This is a genomic window from Streptomyces sp. sk2.1, from assembly GCF_008120935.1.
In the GTDB taxonomy this organism is placed as follows: Bacteria; Actinomycetota; Actinomycetes; order Streptomycetales; family Streptomycetaceae; genus Streptomyces.
Genome location: NZ_RDBO01000059.1, coordinates 1 through 18,748 on the forward strand (window position 1 = coordinate 1; position 18,748 = coordinate 18,748).

The window sequence follows — 18,748 nt, forward strand, 5'->3', positions numbered from 1 at the left end:
ATCACCGGCCCCGCCCTCGCCGAGGCCCRCAAGACCCTGCGCCGGTGGCGCGGACAGGTGGCCGACTGGGCGCGCCACCCCTCCAAACCGATCCCCGCCGACCTGCTGCGCCAGTCGTACGCGGCACTCACCGAGAACCTCGACACCGCCGCCGTCCTCGACCTGCTCACCGCCCTCACCGACCGCCCCGACGTCCCCCCGGGCGCCAAGTTCGAGACCTTCGCCCACCTCGACCGCGTCCTCGGCCTGGACCTCGCCCGCGACATCGGCCGCTGAACCGCGCCCCGCGCCGAGCGACCGCCCCGGGCCGTGAGCCCGGACCGGGTGGCCGGGAACGACCGCCGCGGCACGTCCGGTCCCCGCCTGTCCCTGCGGCCCGTGACGACCTCCCCACCGCTGCCGGACCTGCCCCTGCGGGAGCTCGAATGTTTCTCGGTGCTGGCCGAGGAGCTTCATTCGGCCGCGCCGCCGAGCGCATCGGGGTCTCCCAGGGACGCGTCTCGCAGATGATCAAGCGGTTGGAGTGACGGGCCATGGCTCCATGGGCTGTAGCCGCGTCGTTGACGGGCCGGTGCACTCGCGCCACCCGGACCATCACCGTTCTCACCGATGACCGCTGTACCGGCGTTCTCCCAGGCCGAATCAGCCGGGAACCCCCGCGCCGACCTCCGCACGGCTCGGAGGCAGGGACAGCGCGCCGGCATCGCCTTCCGGGATTCCGACGACCTCGACGGCCACCCCGCGTGCCGCCAGGGCCTTCGCGGTCTGGGAGATGGTGATCTGGGAGAAGCCGAAGACGGAATCCGGGGTCAGACTCTCGCGGTTCTTGAGCAGCATGGCGAGAATGATCCGCCTGGGTGTGAAGTCGTCGGGAAGCACACGGCCGCCCCCACTGATCCGGGCGACCTTCGCGACGAATTCCGCCCGGACCCGCGCGGACTCCTGGAGCAGTTCCACGGCCACCCTGGCCTGGCTGAACAGGTGGCTCAGCGGACCGGAACCGCCTGCACGCTTGACGAGGACCAGGGTGCCGTCGGGCATGAGCAGGTCGCAGATCTCGACCTGGTCCCGGGACCGGAGGGGATTGGTGACGTTCCTGGTGTCGAGACAGAGCCAGCCCGGCCGTTCCTCATCGGCCACCCTGTTGTTGTAGGCGTTCTCGGACTCCCCCTTGAGCCAGGCGGGCATCGAGACGGAGGGAGTGGGAGAGAACAGGGCCGCCACAGTGGCCCGGCTCTCCACGACGTAGGCGGCACCGCCCTCGTACCACTCGCCCTCCAGGAGGAAGAACCGCCTGGAGCCCAGGGAGGATTCGGCCTCCAGCCAGGCCAGTGCGCTGGTCACGGTGGGGGTTGCCCGGCGGTCCCTGGCAAGGGTTACCGTCCCTTCGCGCAACACCCTGAGACGTCGTCCGGGCGGTGCGAGCCGGGCCCGCATGAGTACGTAGCCGAGGTCGAAGTCGTCGGAGCACCAGGCGTCGGTGCTGTTGATCCGCGTCATGTACACGGTGGCCTCCGCGTATGCCGCGTGGTGGTCGGAGGGGACGACGGAGGAGATCCGTCCGTCGGCGGGCCGGCCGAGACGGTCGTCCAGCTGCCGGTCGAGGGCGTCGAGGGCCGCCGGATCGGTGACCGGGACGATGTGGTCGACGAACTCCAGCTCCTGGTGCGGGATGTCCTCGCGGCAGATCCTGGAGATGGTCCGTAAGTCGGAGAGCAGGGCCTCGGGTTCGATCCCCAGCGCGATCCGCAACCCGCATCCGCCCTGGGCGCTGACCGCCTTTCCGCGCGTGTACCGCGAGCGGGTGAGCGGCAGGTCGTCGAGGTAGCCGCCCAGACTGCGAACGACACGCGAGTGTTCACGCAGGCCGAGCAGCGGGACCGGGGCGCCGCTCGGAACCAGGGAGATGTCGGTACGTGCCTGGCCGAGCGACTGCGAGACCGCCCCGCGGATCATGTTCGGGTCCATCTGCCGGATGGCGAAGGAGAGCCCGAAGCGCTTGTCCTTGAGACGGTCGGGGACCAGCCGGTACCCCTGGTCGCAGCCGATGGCGTACACCGTGCCGTCGACGGCGAGCAGCAGGACGGCGGCGGTGCGGCGGACGTTCTCGGCGACGGTGATGCCGGTGGTGCGCGCCATGGGTTCGCACCACGGGGCCTCGCCGTGCTCCATCCCGCAGGTGACGTACACAGCCGGAACGCCGAGTGCGTCGGGGAGGTACAGATCGGCATCGAACCTGTCCAGAAGCTCCGGGTCGAGGGCGTCCAGCATGGCCTCCGGGGTGGGCGCGACACCGGTCAGCCGGTAGACGGTGCGTACCGCGGTGTTCGATGCCAAGGCGGGCCTCCGTGGTGCAGTGGGCGAAAGGTCTGAAGGTGGGCGGGACGCACCGGTGTCCTTCGTCGTCGTGGCCGTACGAGGACCACGGGGCGAGGGAGGGGGGCGCCGCAGGCCGGTCCGGGCAGCCCTGCGGCCGCGGGACACGACGGGATGAGGCGGCTGCGGCAAGGACGCGCCGCATGCCGTACCCGCCCAGGATGGATCAGGTACACGATGACATTGACATCTGTCTGTGTGCACTGTCAACAGACTTCACTCTGGAGATGGAATGTTGATCCGTGTACGCTGGGTGTATGACGGACAACGCAGCTTCACCGGTCGGCCCCCTGGTCACCGGTGCCGAGATCGCTCGACTGGCCGGCGTCACCCGGGCTGCCGTCTCCAACTGGCGTCGGCGCCACGACGACTTCCCGACGCCGGCGGGGGGCGCCGCGAACAGTCCGCTCTTCGCGCTCGCCGAGGTCCAGGAATGGCTGGACCGGCAGCGCAAGGGCCAGGAGATGTCACCCGAGGTCGAGTTGTGGCAGGCCCTGCGGGCCGCGTACGGGGAGCAGATGGTCGCGGGCCTGGCGGAGGTGGCCGCGGCGCTGGCCGGGAGACCCGCGCCGGGGCTGCCGGACGACGTCGCCCCCCGGGTACGGAAACTCGCCCGGACCGCGGCGCCCGCCGACCTCGTGAACGGGCTGACCGAACGGTTCATGGACTCCGCCCGGCGCGCGGGATCGGAGCAGGTGACTCCCGAGCGCGTGGTGCGTGCCGTCCGCCATTTCGCTCCCGAACTACCCTCCGACGCCACGGTCTTCGACCCCGCCTGCGGAATCGGGGTGCTGCTCCTGTCCGTCGCCTCCCGGCCGGGCATGCGCTGCCGCGGTCAGGAGCTGGACGCCGACAGCGCCCGCTTCGCACAGCTCCGCGCCGACCTCCTGGGCCGGTCAGGAGTCCACGTCGTGGCGGGAGACTCCCTGCGCGCGGACGAATGGGCGGATCTCAGGGCGGATCTCGTCGTCTGCGACCCACCGGCCGGAGTGACCGAGTGGGGGCGGGAGGAGCTGCTGCTCGACTCGCGCTGGGAGCTCGGCACTCCGTCCAAGGCCGAGGGTGAGCTCGCCTGGCTCCAGCACGCGTACGCGCACACCGGGCCGGGCGGCCAGGTCCTCATGGTCATGCCGGCATCGGTCGCCTACCGCAAGGCGGGCCGCCGCATCCGGTCGGAACTCGTACGCCGGGGCGTCCTGCGCCAAGTGGTCGCCCTGCCGCCAGGGACGGCGACCTCCCACGCCCTGCCCGTTCATCTGTGGTGTCTGCGGCGTCCCGAGCGCGCGGAGGGCGCGGACACGAACCGCACCGTGCGCATGGTCGACCTGACCGGCAACGGCCCCGACGGCGATCTGGAACCGCGGCCCGACCAGGTCGCCGACGTGTCGCCGATCGAACTCCTCGACGACACCGTCGATCTCACCCCCGGCAGCCACCTCCGCTCCCGGCACCACGACTACTCCGGCGAGTACACGGCCCTGCGCCAAAAACTGGAGGAGCAGATCCGCCGACTCGCCGCCCTCCTGCCCGAATTGGCGGTCGGGSACGGGCCGGGCCCGTCGGCCGGTGCGACCACCGGCATCGCGGATCTCGTCGGCGCCGGACTCGTCGCGTACGAGGGATCGGAGCCGGTCTCGGCCAGCGAGCAACTCGACACCGACTACCTCCAGGGGTTCCTGCGGAGCTCCGTCAACACCCGCCGGTCCACGAGCGCCAGTGGGACGTACCGTCTCGACGCCCGGGGCTCGCGCATCCCTCGCATGGGCATCGACGAGCAGCGTCGCTACGGGGCCGCCTTCCGGGCCGTGTCCGAGTTCGAGGAAGGCATGCGCAAGGCCGACGAACTGAGCAGACGGCTCGCCGAAGTCGCCCGTGACGGCCTTGCCACGGGCGCCCTGACGCCGGAGGAATGAAGCACGGCGCAGGCACCCCTCGGCGGGTGCCCCGCACCGGCCCGTGCCCGCACCGGCCCGTGCCCGCACCGGCCCGTGCCCGCACCGGCCCGTGCCCGCACCGGCCCGTGCCCGCACCGGCCCGTGCCCGCACCGGCCCGTGCCCGGATCGGCCCGTGCCCGGACCGATCAGGCCGGGCGCGGCAGGAACGGGCTCGGGGCCCCGCTCCACGTCACGCTCAGCGACTCGCGCGCACGCGTGCACGCGACGAAGAGCAGACAGCGCTCCCGGAGCAGGTCGGCGTCGTGCTGGAGCAGGTCCGCCTCGCGCGGGGTCACCGCACGGGCGAACGGTACGGAGCCCTCATTGACGGCGAGGACGGACACCGCCCGGAACTCCAGCCCCTTCATCGCATGCATGGTCGCCAGCCGTACCCCCTGCGTTCCCGGAGCGGACTGCCCCTTGACCCGGAGCACCGGGACACCGGCGGTCCTGAGCTTGGCCTCGGCCGCGTCCAGGGCGAGATTGAAACGCGCGCACACACCGATCTCGTGCGGTGCGAGGCCGTCGGCGAGCAGCGCCCGGACGCGTTCCACCAGGGCATCGGTCTCCTCCTGCCGGGTGCCATACCCCTGGACCCGGGGGCGGCGCCCATGGAGCAGGGAGCGGTAGCCGGTCAACGAGTCCGTCCCCTCACCCTCCAGCGCGTCGACGGTGACGGGCGCGAGAAGCCCCGCCGACCAGGTGAGAATCTCCTCGGTGGACCGGTAGTTGACGCGCAACCGGAAGCTGCGGCCGGTTGTGGCGATGCCCAGGGAACCGAGCGACACCCGGGAATCGTAGATCCGCTGGTGCGGGTCGCCGGTGATGAACAGGTCGTCAGGACCGGGAGCCACGGCGGCACGCAGTACCCGCCACTGCGCCGGGTGCAGGTCCTGCGCCTCGTCGACGACGACATGGGTGTAGGGGGCCGGCCCGTCGGCCAGCAAGTCCGCCGCCCGGATGCAGACCCCCAGGTGGGTGGTCTCACCGCGCTCGCGCAGGAGCTGCTCGAACCGTTCGACGCCGCTCCACACCTCCCGGCGGCGCGCGGGCCCCATGCCGGTGCCCCGGCCCCGGCGGCTCGCACCGAGGTAGGAGTCGAGATCACGGAGATCCTGGCCGAGCACGACGTGCCGGTACTCCTGGGCGAGGAACTGGGCGGTGTACGGCAGGCCGAGCTGCTTGACGGTCTTCTCCCACAGCTGCCGCTGTTCCCTGTCCCCGATCGGCTGCGGCGCCGCCCCGGACCTCGCGCGCACGACCCCGTTGGCGTAGGCGTCGACCGTCGTCACATCGACCCGGGCCAGCAGCCCCTCGTCCTCGTCGAGGAGGAGGTTGAGCATCTCGCGCAGCCCGGCGGCGAGCGCGTTCGTGTACGTGGTCAGGAGAATCCGGCCGTCCTCGCCGAGCCCCAGCAGATGCTTGACCCGGTGCAGGGCGGCGACCGTCTTGCCCGTCCCCGGCCCGCCCGTGACCTGGACCGGACCCCCGTACGAGGGGCGGTAGGCGGCGCGCCGCTGAGAGGGGTGGAGAAAGACCCGCCAGGCTTCGAACGGCTTCTGCAACACCTCCTCCAACTCCTGCGGCCCGGTGACCAGTCGGATGCGCGCCGAAGTGTTGGCGATCACCGTGGCCAGGTCCTCGACCGGTTCGGCGGGTGCGTCGGCGGGCCGGCGGACGGCGACGACGTCCCGGTATACCTCCTCCGGACCGAAGCCCTCGGCGAGGTACTGGAGCACCTCCAGCTGGTCCTCCGGCAGAAGAGTGGAGAACGCCTCCAACTGGGCCTTGTCGACCAGGGAACGCGCGGCGCGCAGCACCTGGTCGTCGAGGCCCAGTTCACGCAGGGCGCCGTCGGAGATCTCTGCGAACAGCAGCCTGGGCGCACCCGCCGCAGCCGTCTCGTACAGCGGGGTCAGCTCGTCCAGGGCGACGGCGTCGCGCACCTCCAGGGCCCTGGTCGCCGTGTTCGCGCTGTACAGGCGCTTCGCCGCCCACGTATAGGCGTCGTCGTGCGGCAGGACGTTGACCAGCAGGAACACATCGCTGCCGTCGTCGGGCGCGAGAACGACACCCCGCCAGAAGTCGGTGATGCGGATGGTCCGCATCCGTGGGTCACGGGCGTTGTTCACCGACTCCAGGTGCAGGCCCTTGTCCGCGTTGAGCTCGGCGGCGGTCAGGGCGTGGAACTTGCCCATGGCCTTGCGTACGCCGGCGCGCACCGGCTTCTCCAACGTGTCGTAGCCGTCCCAGAAGCTCTGGGCGAAGGCGAGCCGGGGCATGAATCTCTTCCTTACTGGGTGATGTCGGCCGGCGAACGAGGGCGTGACGCCGCCGAAGCCAGCTTTCCGGCGAGTTCCCGGATCGTCGACAGGAGCTGTTCGGGCGTACGGGAGAGGTCGAGGCTGTGCTGGTACAGACGCACCCCGGGCCGACCCCCGGCGGCCGTGCCGCGCACCTCGTGGAAGCGCTCCGGTTGCCGCCCGGCCGCGTACACGAGGTGGGCCTCGCGCAGACCGAGCACCGTGGCGTACGCGAGGGCCTGGTACAGGTCGGCGTTGAGCAGCCCGTCGGCCTTCTCGATCTTGTACTTGGCGTCGGCCACGGCGACCGGAGTGCGACCGTCCCCGGTCCGGACGACGAGATCGGGACGCATTCCCACCAGACCCGCGAGGTCGAGGTGGTGGGGGTCCTGGAGCCGCGCGGTCAGACCGTGCTCACGAAGAGCCTCGCGCAGCGCGACCGTGACGAAGTCCTCGAACAGCTTGTTCATGTCGAACAGGAAGCCGTCCACGACGAGTGGTTCGGCCCCGGTGGCCGGCCGGTGCTCGGGCGAGGCGCCGCGCAGGACGGCTTCGGCGAGCCGCAGCGCGGGCTGATAACGGGAGTTGAGACGCGACGGCTGCCAGAGCGGCAGCTCCTGCCCCCGCACCAGCGGCTTGACGTCGGCGAGACGCAGGCGCTGATGGGCCAGTCGCCGACGGACCGGGCCGGGCACGCCGGGCAGCCGCAGCAACTGCTCGACGGCGGCGCGCAGTATGCGGTTCTCGGCGGTGTCGGTGGTGAACGCGTCGTACGCGATCTCCACGGGCGGCGTCCGGCCGAAGTGCCGCCGGATCTGCTCGGCCTCGCGCAGCCGCCCGCGCACGACCAGCGCGGACTCCTCCACCTCGCGGTAGCCCTGGAGCACCCCCTGCCGCAGAGCCGCGTCGACCTGCCGCTCCACGGCGTGCGCGAGCGCGGGGACGACGTCGTCGTGAGCACCGGTGTCGACGGTGCCCTCCCGGCTGTCGCGCCAGGCCCGTGCCGGGTCGAGACTGAAGCCGAGGAGGAAGAACAACCGGCTCACGGGGGTCTTGGGCATGATCCGCAGGATTGGACCACCGGGAGTGCGCACGGCGCCGACCCGGCTGCCCGCCCGCAGCAGCCAGTGCCCCTCCCGGCGGGGGTCCGGGGTCGCGCTCTGCAGGATTCCGGCGGCGGCGAGGGCCCGCCCGGCCCCGGCGGTCAGGGGGACGGAGAGCGCGGGCCCGTACTCGCGCAGCGTCACATCCGGCACGGTGGTCGCGGCTGCGGTCACGGGTGCGGTCGCGGTCACGGGTGCTGCTCGCGCAGCGAGTCGAGCCCGTAGCGGGCGGAGACGTCGAGCCCCTCGCCGTAGTGGTGCTCCTCCAGCAGCGGGAGGATCTTCGTGCGCCAGGTGCGGTCGAGACCGCCCTCGCGGTACACACCCGGCTTCATCAGGTAGGAGGGCCCGATGGCGAAGTCCGGGTCGTCGATACGGGAGTTGAGGGCGTCGAGAAGACGGGCGGGTTCCCCGTCCCGGCCCTCGCTCTCCAGCCACCGCGCGAGCAGCCCGGCGGTCGGCTCGGTACGGGGCGACAGCTCCACGAACGCGAAACGGCGCCGCATCGCCGTGTCCACCAACGCGATCGACCGGTCGGCGGTGTTCATGGTGCCGATCACGAACAGGTTGGGAGGCAGCGCGAAATCGTCGCCGGAGTAGGTGAGACGGACGGACCGCGTCCGGTACTCCAGCAGGAAGTACAGCTCACCGAAGACCTTCGCGAGGTTGGCCCGGTTGATCTCGTCGATGATCAGGAAGTGCGGGACGTGCCGATTGCCCTCGCGGGAGGCGAGATCGGCGAGTTCCCGCAGCGGCCCCGCCGTCAGCCGGAAGGCGACCTCATGGGTCTCGTCGTCCTCCACCGGACGGAACCCCTCGAAGAAGTCCTCGTAGGCGTACGACGGGTGGAACTGCACGATCTTGACCTGCTCGGGACCGCCGCCGAAGTGCTCGGCCAGCTTCATCGCCAGATAGGTCTTGCCCGTGCCGGGCGGGCCGTAGAAGACCAACTGCCGCTCGTCGACGAGCAGTTCACGCACATCGTCGAGCCATTCCTTCTTGTGGACGAGGAGGTCGGCGGCGAGGGCGTCGGTCACGTCCGGCAGGACCAGCTCCCGGGGCACGGGCCGCTCGGTGACGGGTCGCAGGGCGGGGTCGGCGGACGCGGCCGGGTCGGTGGGGCCGGCGAGTCCGTCCAGCGCCTCCAGGACACCGGTCAGGTCGACGACGTCATGCTGCACGGACAGCTTCTGCTGCACGGCCTCCGGCAGTTCCTCGTACGGGTGACTGTCGGGTTCCCAGACGACCGTCCGCCGCAGATTGGACAGGCCACCGGGGGACGCGGTCTGCGCGGCCTCCCCGGTGATCCGTCCGAGATGGAGCCGGCCGTCGCCTATGGTGACCACCGTGTCGCCGACGCGCATCTGCGTCAGGAAGCCGTGCAACTCGTCGACGAGACCGCGCTTCTGGTTGTACGAGGCCGCACCTTCGTACCCGTCCTCGACGAAGCGACGGAGCGTGCTCTTGGTCGGATCGCTCTCCTCCAGGGGCGGCAGATGCGCACCGGAGAGCGAGACGATCCCCTCCTTCAGCCACAGCTGTCGCACCAGGTTGTGCCCCGAGACGTTGTTGCCGCGCACGAGCCACGCCTTGCGCGGAGCACGCCAGGCGGTGGACAGGTAGTCGGCGAGCGGATGGCCCTCGGCTGTCCGCCAGGACTCCGGCCCGGAAGCGTGGTAGCCGTACACCAGCGCGGCGGCGGAGGAGGAGGAGTTGCACGGGATGTCACGCGTGGCGACCCAACGCGGCGGCGCCCCGGCCCGGTCGGGGTCCACCGGGACGTCGACCAGTGCGCCGTCCGCCCGCAGTTCCGCACGGATTTGGCGTCGGTGTGCGTGGAGACTGGGCGATGCCTCCGCCACCACGAACGATCCCTCGTGCAGAAGGAACTTGTGCGTGCCGTTCCCGCCGAACTCGGTGAGCAGATGCCCGTGCGCCTCTCCACCGTCATTGGGGAGCTTGAGCCGGAAGTCTGGCGCGCCGAGGAGACGGTCGGGCTGGGACATGGGTGACCTTCCGTGCGGGGTGAGGTCTGTTTGAGTGTCGCACAGCCTACCTGTTGACACTGTCAATCGATTCAAACTCTTCAGGTAAACGGATCATTCCAGTCAGCCGTAGGCTGCTGTGGGAAAACAAGGGGGAGACGATGATTGACTACCGCAAGGCAACCGTTCCGGTATGGACGCTTGTGACCGGTGACGTCCGGGTTCCTGCATTGGCCGGAGACGGGCCGATGACGGCTGAGCGCCTGGGTGAACTGCGCGGCGTGCTGGCCGTCCTGGCCGACGAGCCGATCGTCACACTTGAGGTACATCCGCTGCCCGACGAGCTCGACCGCAGCCGAGGCATCCCGCTGGATGCCGTGAGTCCCCTGGCACAACACTTGTCGCAGCTCGTCACGCAATCAGCGCGGAGTTCCTCCACGGCGGCCAGGGCGACCGCCGTCGGCGAAAACCTGTATCGCATGGTCGTTCCGGCGAAGGTCGCCGCCCAGTTCGGTCAGGGCATCGTTCGCCCGATGGCGTCGAAGGCGGTGGCCGGTGGCATCCGCGGCCCACTCGTGAACCCAATGGGCCGCATCGTTGCCGGCGCGACGTTCATGCCGGTCGGTAAAGCGGCGGCAGCAGGCGCAGCCGGTGGGGCCGGTGCAACGGCCGGCGTCGCGGCCACCGGCAGCGCGGCGCTCACCTTGGCCGCGCCGCTCGTGCTCATGGCCGTAGCGGTGGGGGTGAGTGCGCATGCCGACCACAAGCGCCAGCAGGCCATCGAGCACATCACAGAACTGCTGGAGCAACTGCACGAAGAGAAGCTCGATGACGAGCACAGCGAACTCGACGGCTGCCGCGATGCCATCGACAAAGCCACCGCCATTCTGCTCGACCAGGGCAAGCTCGGTGTCTCGCTGGGACTGGACTCGGCAGTGCATGCCATCAACACGGCGCTGGGCGCCGCTGACCGCCGCCTTGCCCGGTGGCAGAGCGCACTCGACAAGCTGCCCGACGGCGAGGCCGTCGAGATCGGCACGCTGACCAAGTTGTTCCCCGGCGTCGAAGACCAAGGCGGCAGGTTCCGCGCCCACCTCGAACTCGCTTCCCTGGCCATTGCGCTGAAGCAGCGGGTCATCGTCCTGCAAGCCGTCGAGCATGCCCAGAACGATCCCGGCAACCTGTTCGGGAACTTCACCCGCGCACTCAAGCGCGACCACCAGCGCCTCGACGAACTGGAGTCGGGCATCGCCGGTGTCCTGCTACGCCTGTCGGCGCTGGAACTGGCACGCCCGAACGGGTTGCGACCCGTCTTCACGCCTGGTGAAGTCGATCGCCTGATGCGCGCGGCACACCGGATTCACCAGCTGGGCGACGGCGTCACGGTCAGCAGACGCACTACGGACGTGGCGATTGAGATCGCCCGCAACAGGGACGGCTCGGTGGTCGTGTTCCCCGCGCTGCCCGCTTAGGGGGGGCGGCTTCGGAAATTCTTCGAAGGTTGACATCGGGGCCCGATTCCAGATCGGTCCAACCTGACCAAGATTTTCGCATTCAGGGCATGTGGTGCGATGCGCGCATGCCAGAATTCGTCCTACTCTCTTGTCTCTCGAGGCGTTCGTCTCGCATGCTCATCGGAGGACCCGGAGTTGGGGCAGATCGACACCCGTCTCATCCAGACCGCGGTCATTGGCGGCCGAGACTCGGACCAGCCGGTGATTCTGCCTGAACAGCCGCACAACCTCGATGAGTTGCTCCGCCAGTACGGGAAGGACGACTTCTGGTGCGGCACGCTTCTCGGCGGCTGTGGAGAGCCTCTGCGCCCCAAGCGGTATGTGACAAGGGTCTGTCACTTCGCCCACGAAGCCGACCCTGGCCGTGGGGAATGCCACCGGACCACCAACAGTGTGGACGGTGCCGACCACTTGTTCGTCAAGGCCCATGCCACTCGCTGGCTCGCCGGGCAGGGGCACGCGGCCCAAGGCGAACTGCGCAGCTTCGGGCATTGCCACGGCGATGCCGTGGACTTCCGGCTGCGTCGCACGAAAACGCGTCTTCGGTTCGAGCTCCACCCGGAGGACTACCGGAGCTGGCGCAAAGCGGCGGACAGCCTGGGCGCGAAGGAAGGCCGTATCGAGTGGGTCTTCGGCCGGGATGACACGCTCGCACGCGACATGGTGGCGCGTCGCGGGTACGCGCTCCTCGTACGGTGCGAGACCGACGGCAATGACCGTCGGGTGTTCATCGGCACCGTGACCGACGGGAAGAAGACGCCCTGGGTTCCCCTGGAGCTTTGCCGGATGACCGAAAGCGGCCTTGTCACGCCCGCGCTCGAGGGGCTGCGCGCCGAGGGGGTGGTCCGCGCCGATGGTATCGACTGCGAGCCGTTTCCCAGCAGCGTGGCCCTTCCCGGCGGACAGGTCGTGTTCGCGGTGGACGCGGAAGCGGCGCCCTTGTCCTCGTCCCCGTTGGACGTGCCCGGCAGGCGTCTGGTCCCCGGCTTCGTCAAGCCGGCGGGAAGCCGTATCGTTCGGGCCTGTCTGTCCTTGCCCGACACGGTGCCGGATCCCACGGACCAGTACGTCTACCGTCTCGCGGGCTCGGTCCGTCTGCTGGTCACGGATGTCATCGAGGGAATCGGTTCCTCGTGGGCCGTCCGGGCCGACGCCCTGGTACGGCTCAACGGCCTGGAGGCGGAGCGCACCGGTCTGTGGCGTCCCAGTGTCGCGCTCGACGAGAGGCACGTCCCGGCGCCTCGCGCCTTCAGTGTTTGTGAGCGGACTCCGCTTACCGAACCCGCGTCCAGCGGACCGAAAGCGCCGGAGATCGCACCGGGGAAGACTGCCGACGCGCTCAGGAGAACCCTGGAGGAGGTCGCTGCGAAAGGTGCCACGATCACGTGGAGCGAGTTGACCGTGCGGCTCGGCGGATGGGTCCATGACCTGCCGAACCCCGCGCGCCGGGAGCTGCTGGTCGAGGTGGACAAGCCGCGGGTGCCTGAGAACCCCCTGCTGAGCGTCCTGGTCGTCACCTACTTGGGCAGACCTCTTTCGTACCTGGACCAGGTACTTGGCCGGCTGGGGGTGGCCGAACCGGCCTCGAAGCTTGCTCTGCAGCAGTGGGCGGCGGCCGAGACCAAGAAGACGCACGAGGCTTACGGACACCGGAGGACACGCGCGTCAGCCGCTCCGCCGCCTCGTGTGAAGCAGCCGGCCGCCAGGGTGCAGGCCCCATCCGAGAGCGACCTGCGCCGGGCGCACCAGAGACGTGCGCAGATAGGGGAAAAGCTCGAAGAGGCGGCGAGGACCCGAGTCCGGGCGAAGGGGGCGCGTGTCCAGCGCCTGTCGGAGGCGATTCAGCAAGGAAAGGAGCACCTCGGACAGTACGAAGAGGTCCGCTCCCATGGGAAGGCCCTCCGTGCCTGGCTGAAAGAGGGCGACCGCGTCCTGGACCTCCTCGACCGTCTGATCGGCCGCCCGATCACCGTCACCCCGGCCAAGACGGAGCATCGGACCGCCGCTCCCGAACCGAAGCCGGCCAAGAGGGAGCACCGGGCCGCCGCTCCCGCACCGAAGCCGGCCAAGGTCCTCGAACCGAAGCCGGTGGAGAAGAAGGATCCGAACCTCAGGAAGATCCGACGCCTGCTCGGTGAGGTGGACCGGACCCATAGGCACCGGCCCACCCAGGAGCTGCTGCGGCTGCTCGATGAGATCGGGAAGCATCGCGATCAGCTCATCCGGCCGCTGCCCGCCGCGGAAACCAAGCTCGTCGAGCGGTGGCGGAGCAGGCTGGAGAACCAGAGGTCCGCCGAGCGCTCCGCCCAGGCCGCGGCCGCCTCGCGGAACACGCCAGCAAGGGCAGGCCGTACCGTTGAGCCACCGCAGGACGACCGCCTGCCGGCCGAGAGGATCGACAAGCTGGCCCCCACGGTCCGCGACATCCTCCAGGAACTGGCCCGCGCCGACGGCACCCCGCTGAACTGGGGTGACCTCCGGCTCAGGGCAGGTGGGCAGCTTCCGCCCCTGCATCCCGATGATCAGGTCGCGTTGCTTGTCGCGGCTGACCGGGGCACACCGGCTGACGAGCCGCTCCTCTCCACGCTGGTCGACAATTCCGTAGCCGCCCCGCACCGGCTCTATCGCCAGGTGCGCCTCGGCCTCGGCCGGGAGTCCGTCCCTGATGCGGAGCTCGAGTCCTATCGGGCCATGGAGGCTCTACGGCTGCGGCAGATCTGGCGTTACCGGCGGTGAGCAGAGCCGCTGGCCCGGCATCCGTACAAACCGGTGCTGCGAGGAACGGTCGAGTCCAGGACCGGCACCCTGATCACTTTTTGGGTTTCTGGAGCTTGGTAGCAGCGAGGCGCTTCTTGCCCATCTCGATGATCAGGCCCGCTGCCTTGAACGTGAGGTTGAGGGCGACGCTCTCAGGAACCTGCTGGTTGAGGCCGAGGTGTCCGGTTATGTAGTCGCCCATCTGGACATCCGGGTCCAGCCGCTTGAGGACCATGTAGGCGATGGACTCGGCCTCGACCTCATCGCGGGCATGAGCTGTGACGCGTTCCTCGTCCGAGAGGGGCCGCAACCGCCGGTCTGGCCAGGTTTGCCCGGGGCCTGCGCCGAGGTGTCCGCAGAACAAGTGGCCGAGCTCGTGGGCGAGCGTGGCGTACTGGTCCAGCAGAGGCAGGTTCCGGTTGACCTCGATCTCGAACAACGTCGGGTATGTCTCCGGCCGGTCCCCGGGCCTGCTGCCGGAACGCTCGACGGAAGCGCCGGACCTGCTGGGGTACGTACGCCCGCAGGAGGAGGCCCCCTCATTGACCAGGGTGAGCCGGATTCCCAGAGGTGCGAGGTTCGTCGTGGTGTGGTGCCAGACCTCGACGAGTTCCTTCTCGCCGGCTCGAGAGGACACCGACGCAGGGGCGGTGATTGCCCTGGGCAAAGGCCGAGCCCCGGGCAGGGCTTCGGTGTCCCCGACGTCGTACACGAGCATGTAGGGCCCACGCGGCTGAAAGATCAGCAGCGGCTGGGCACCGGGCTTGAGCACGCGCCGGTACTTCGACATCCACTCCGAGGAGGAAAGGACGTAGCGAGCCCCGGGCTTCTGGATGTGGACCACCATCGCGTTGAACGGGGCATACCGCTTGAACCGGCCTACGAACTCGAGCATCTGCAAGTAGTCCGAGGACGAGCGATAGCGCTGGGCGCCGCGGACGAGGTCGTCGATCGAGGCCTTGGCCAGTTCTGCCTGCGAGATCTCGACCTCCTCGTCCCAGAACAGATCGAGTCCGTGCTCCGCGATCACCGGTTCTTCGTACTCAAGGGGAATCTCGCGCAGACGCTTCCAGTCTGCGAGTTGCTTCTCGGCCCAGCCGGGCTCGACCATGTGCGCGAACGACAGCAGCCCGGTCACATGGGCGTCCAGTTCGGCCAGACCCTTGAACTCCTGGTGACGGCGGTGCTGCTCGATACCGAACGACGCAGCCCCTCGTACATGCTTGGTGATGCGGCGCTTGTACTCGCGCGTCAGGCGAGGGGTGGGGCCGTCGACGAGGATGCCCAGCACGCTGCGGCGTGCACCGGGACGCGCCACGTAGGTCTTCTTCGTGTTGAGTTTCATGCCCAGTGGGGTCAATGCCTTCTTCACACCGACCACGAGACGGTCGACCTTCTCGTGACGAACGAGCCGACGACTGGAGAAGTACATGTCGTCGCTGTAGCGCGTGTAGCGCAAACCCAAGGACTCTGCCAGGTGGGCGACCACAGCATCGACGTCGCGCATGACGAGGTTCGACAGATATCCGCTCGTAGGAGCGCCCTGCGGCAGGAACCCCTCGCGGGTGTGCTTGTAGAGCGAGTCGGGCCGGCTGACGGAGAAGGTCTGTCCGGTGGCCTCCAGGTACACGCTGCGACGCCCGGTGCCACGGTTCGGCCAGGTCTGGTTCGGCCCGGGCGGAGAAACGGTGACCAGCCGGGTGGTGGTGTACGTGCTCAGCGTGCGGCCGATACGACGCAGGCCGATCTCCCGGAGACCGTTGCCGTTCTCTACGAGATCGATCCGGTACTCGCGCTCCGTCGGGCGAGCCCAGGCGTCCTTCAGCGCGGCGTGGACGTGCCGTTCCCGGATGCTCCCGAAGAAGTCGGCGATGTCCAGGCGGATCACGGTGTGGGCTCGTAGATGGATGGCGGCGCAGTCCACGACCGAGCGGCCACCTCGGTAGGCGAACGCTGCCGGGTGGGGCTGGAATCTGGCTGGAAGAGTCTCCAGACGGGCCAGGATTCCCTGCTGTATCTCGGACAACCGCGGGACCGGGGCGTGCAAGGTCCGCAGCCCGCCGCTGTGTTTGGGGATCCGGTGCTCGGTGTACGGGAAGATCGAGCCGCTGACAACCGCCTCGAGGAACTGCGCAGGGGTGAGGTCTGCGAAGTTGTCTGCCATCGTCACCGAACTGCCTCGTTCCTCACCTGTGAGACGCAGCCGGCGAGCCTCACCTTGAGTAGTTCCACCGCCCCGCCACGGGCGGTCCGCTGTATCCCTCCGCCACCCTGTGCAAGCACAGGGCCCGATCCCCAGCACCCGATGTGATCAGCACCGAGGTGCCCCGGACCGGAGGGCCCATCGCAAGGGATGGGTTCCTGAGACCCGCCGACTGCGTTGAGTCGGATCGTAGCCTCCTCATGAGTCGAACTCACCATGCGGGGTCACCTGATGACACACCGAATCACGGTGCTCCTCACAGCGTCCGGCAGCACGATGACAGCCGCGGTGTTGACCTGCTCGTGATTGTCCTGAACGTCGAGAGCGGCGGCCCGTACGGTGACGAACACCTGCTGGTCAAGGAGCCGACAGCTCGGCCCGGACGGTCTTGCCGCTGGGCGGATGAGGGACCGTCTCCCAGTGGTCGGAGAGCGCGGTGACGAGCGCGAGGCCGCGACCGCCGGTGTGGAGCGCGCCGGGCGCGGCGTCCACGGACGGGAACCGGGGCGGGCGTTCCCCACGGGCATCGGTGACGTCGACGCGGAGGCGGCCGGACGGGGCGTCGAACACGAGCGTCAGCCGAAAACTCCGGCCGGGCACGAAGCCATGGAGGACGGCATTGGAGGCAAGCTCCGCGATCACGATTTCGGCACGCTCCGTGAGGTCTTGCGGGGCGCTCCAGGACCGCAGTTCAGTCACGCCGAGGAGCCGGGCGAGCCGGGCGCCGCGCCGTGTGGACGACAGCAGCTGGGTGAAGACGTGCTGCGAAACGGCCAGTTGGGGGGTGGGTTGGTTCATGGCGCCATCGTGGCGGCCAGATATGGCCGGATGCGAGCGCCGCACCCCGTACGCGGAGTCAGCGTACGGGCACATGGAGTAGGTGGTACGTGAGGTTGGCTGTCACGCTGGGTGGTGAACGCGGGCGGCGGCGAGGAGCTGCCGCGGGTGCGGTACGGAGAGAGGAGCGGCGGATGGAAATGGTCGAAGGGGAGACGGGGACGGCCGAGAGCGCCGAGGCCCGGGTGGTCACGGCGGGGGAGGGGGAGCGGGAACCCCATCCGTCGGACAGTCTGCGCACGTTCGGCGCGGTCGTCCAGGCCCTGCGCGAACACGCGGGGCTCAGCCGGACCGAGCTCGGTGACCTCGTCCAGTACTCCAAACACACCGTGGAGTCCGTCGAGTTGGGCCGCCGCATGCCGGACGAGGAGTTCGTCGAGCGCGCGGAGGGGGCGCTCGGCAACACGGGCGCCCTGCGGAAAGCGGCCGGTCACCTCAGCCGGGGCGAGGTCGGCCTCGCGGCGTGGTTCAGGCGCTGGGCCCGGCTGGAGCGGAAGGCGGTGAGCCTGCACACGTACGAGTGCCGACTGGTGCCGGGGCTGTTGCAGTCGGAGGCGTATGCGCGGGCGGTGTTCGACAACAGCATCCCGCTGCTGACCGACGAGCAGATCGAGGATCAGCTCACCGCGCGGATGGAACGGCAGCGGATGATGCGGGAGCGGCCGACCGTGCCGTTCAGCTTCATCGTCGAGGAGCATGTGTTCCGGCGCAGGCTGGGTGGGGTGGAAGTGCACGCGAGCATGCTGGATCATGTCCTTGAGCTCACCGCCCCGCGCAACGTGACGCTTCAGGTGGTGCCGATGGATCTGGAGTTCCACGGGTGCCTGGACGGGCCGGTTCAGCTGTTGGAGACTCCGGACGGCAAGCGACTCGGATACTCCGAGGGGCAGCAGAACGGGCGGCTCATCTCCGCCCCGAAAGAGGTGAGTCTGCTCTGCCGCCGCTGTGAAACACTGCGCTCGCAGGCCCTGAACCCCAAGGAATCCCGGGACCTGTTGGAGCGACTGCGAGGAGAGCTATGAACAGCCGTACGACGGAACTCGCCTGGTTCAAGTCCAGCTACAGCGGCACCCAGGGCGACAGCTGCGTGGAGATCGCAGTCGCCGAAGACGCTGTTCACGTACGAGACTCGAAGGACCTGGCCCGCCCGGCCTTCGCCGTGGGGCGCGCGGAGTGGGCGCCTTTCGTGCGGTTCGTGTCGGGTGCCTCGGAGGCGTAACCGAGCGCGGCACGATTGATGAAGCGGTCGCCGAGGTCGGGTTCCGGCCTCGGCGCCGCCTTTTTGGCTGCGACCTTCTTGGGTGCGGTCTTCTTGGGCGTGGCCTTCTTCGGAGTGGGTTTCGCGACCGCCTTCTTCTTCGCGGCATTCTTGGCGGCCGTTGTGTCGCGTGCCGTGAACTTCTTCCGCAGCAGCGCCAGTTGCTCTCGTTCCTGGACGGTCTGGTCGGCGGGCAGGGCGTTGACGAGAACCCTGGCCCGGTCGAGCTCGTAACGCGCCAGTGCCCAACGCTTGGCATTGATCGCCATACGAATCACCCCGAGGCACTGCTGCAATGCCTTGACCTTCCCCGCCTGCCACCGGGGTATCGGGGACTCCGCCCCACTGCTCCGCCGCTGCCCGGCGGCACGCGTCCCCCAGCCCGCGCCCGAGGTCAGGACGACGGACGTGCGCGGGTTACTGGTCTGGCTTCGGCGTACCACGGGGTGCTCGGTTCCTCGGGGGTGATCTCAGGTG

The 18,748-nt window shown here is 69.4% G+C and carries 12 protein-coding genes and 1 pseudogene; 7 read left to right on the top strand and 6 right to left on the bottom strand.

Annotated features, from left to right (window positions below):
- Positions 1 to 276, top strand: a pseudogene (locus EAO76_RS44705) (hypothetical protein); the annotation flags it as partial.
- A gap of 149 nt (positions 277 to 425) precedes the next feature.
- The gene (locus EAO76_RS47675; RefSeq protein WP_399462517.1) at positions 426 to 527 is read left to right on the top strand and encodes a LysR family transcriptional regulator; all 102 of its coding nucleotides are present in this window, start codon (positions 426 to 428) and stop codon (positions 525 to 527) included.
- A gap of 115 nt (positions 528 to 642) precedes the next feature.
- On the opposite strand, the gene EAO76_RS21470 is transcribed toward EAO76_RS47675, so the two are convergent.
- On the bottom strand, positions 643 to 2,337 hold the full coding sequence (locus tag EAO76_RS21470) for a TIGR04141 family sporadically distributed protein (RefSeq protein ID WP_148837584.1): 1,695 nt from the start codon (positions 2,335 to 2,337) through the stop codon (positions 643 to 645).
- Between the two features lie 296 nt (positions 2,338 to 2,633).
- Here EAO76_RS21470 and EAO76_RS21475 point away from each other — a divergent pair, with 296 nt between their 5' ends.
- Positions 2,634 to 4,289, top strand: coding sequence for an N-6 DNA methylase (locus EAO76_RS21475; protein ID WP_187438730.1), 1,656 nt, complete (start codon positions 2,634 to 2,636; stop codon positions 4,287 to 4,289).
- Positions 4,290 to 4,457: 168 nt separating this feature from the next.
- On the opposite strand, the gene EAO76_RS21480 is transcribed toward EAO76_RS21475, so the two are convergent.
- The 3 genes from EAO76_RS21480 to EAO76_RS21490 are packed head-to-tail and all read right to left on the bottom strand — an operon-like array spanning position 4,458 to position 9,723.
- The gene (locus EAO76_RS21480) at positions 4,458 to 6,593 is read right to left on the bottom strand and encodes a UvrD-helicase domain-containing protein (protein ID WP_148837586.1); all 2,136 of its coding nucleotides are present in this window, start codon (positions 6,591 to 6,593) and stop codon (positions 4,458 to 4,460) included.
- Between the two features lie 11 nt (positions 6,594 to 6,604).
- A complete protein-coding gene (locus EAO76_RS21485) occupies positions 6,605 to 7,909 on the bottom strand; it encodes an McrC family protein (protein ID WP_262375637.1) in 1,305 nt (434 codons plus the stop codon).
- Positions 7,906 to 9,723, bottom strand: a complete 1,818-nt coding sequence (locus tag EAO76_RS21490; RefSeq protein WP_148837587.1) for an AAA family ATPase — start codon at positions 9,721 to 9,723, stop codon at positions 7,906 to 7,908. Before EAO76_RS21490 ends, EAO76_RS21485 begins: the two co-directional genes overlap by 4 nt.
- A 140-nt stretch (positions 9,724 to 9,863) precedes the next feature.
- On the opposite strand from EAO76_RS21490, the gene EAO76_RS21495 reads away from it, so the two are divergent.
- On the top strand, positions 9,864 to 11,174 hold the full coding sequence (locus EAO76_RS21495; RefSeq protein ID WP_148837588.1) for a hypothetical protein: 1,311 nt from the start codon (positions 9,864 to 9,866) through the stop codon (positions 11,172 to 11,174).
- Between the two features lie 177 nt (positions 11,175 to 11,351).
- Positions 11,352 to 13,952 carry a hypothetical protein gene (locus tag EAO76_RS21500; protein WP_148837589.1) on the top strand — a complete coding sequence of 867 codons (2,601 nt, stop codon included), beginning with the start codon at positions 11,352 to 11,354 and terminating at the stop codon, positions 13,950 to 13,952.
- A 73-nt stretch (positions 13,953 to 14,025) separates the two neighbouring features.
- Here EAO76_RS21500 and EAO76_RS21505 read toward each other — a convergent pair whose 3' ends face one another.
- Both EAO76_RS21505 and EAO76_RS21510 read right to left on the bottom strand, forming a co-directional pair.
- Positions 14,026 to 16,137 (bottom strand): RNA-directed DNA polymerase, encoded by a 2,112-nt coding sequence (locus EAO76_RS21505; protein WP_262375643.1) that lies wholly within the window; start codon positions 16,135 to 16,137, stop codon positions 14,026 to 14,028.
- Between the two features lie 396 nt (positions 16,138 to 16,533).
- A complete protein-coding gene (locus EAO76_RS21510) occupies positions 16,534 to 16,974 on the bottom strand; it encodes an ATP-binding protein (RefSeq protein ID WP_148837591.1) in 441 nt (146 codons plus the stop codon).
- A 173-nt stretch (positions 16,975 to 17,147) separates the two neighbouring features.
- Here EAO76_RS21510 and EAO76_RS21515 point away from each other — a divergent pair, with 173 nt between their 5' ends.
- Together EAO76_RS21515 and EAO76_RS21520 are read left to right on the top strand one after the other, a co-directional pair.
- Positions 17,148 to 18,035: a helix-turn-helix transcriptional regulator gene (locus EAO76_RS21515; RefSeq protein ID WP_148837592.1), complete on the top strand. Its 888-nt coding sequence runs from the start codon at positions 17,148 to 17,150 to the stop codon at positions 18,033 to 18,035.
- Entirely contained in the window at positions 18,032 to 18,232 is a 201-nt protein-coding gene (locus tag EAO76_RS21520; protein WP_148837593.1) for a DUF397 domain-containing protein, read from the top strand. The genes EAO76_RS21515 and EAO76_RS21520 overlap by 4 nt, the downstream gene beginning before the upstream one ends.
- Positions 18,233 to 18,748: the final 516 nt, after the last annotated feature.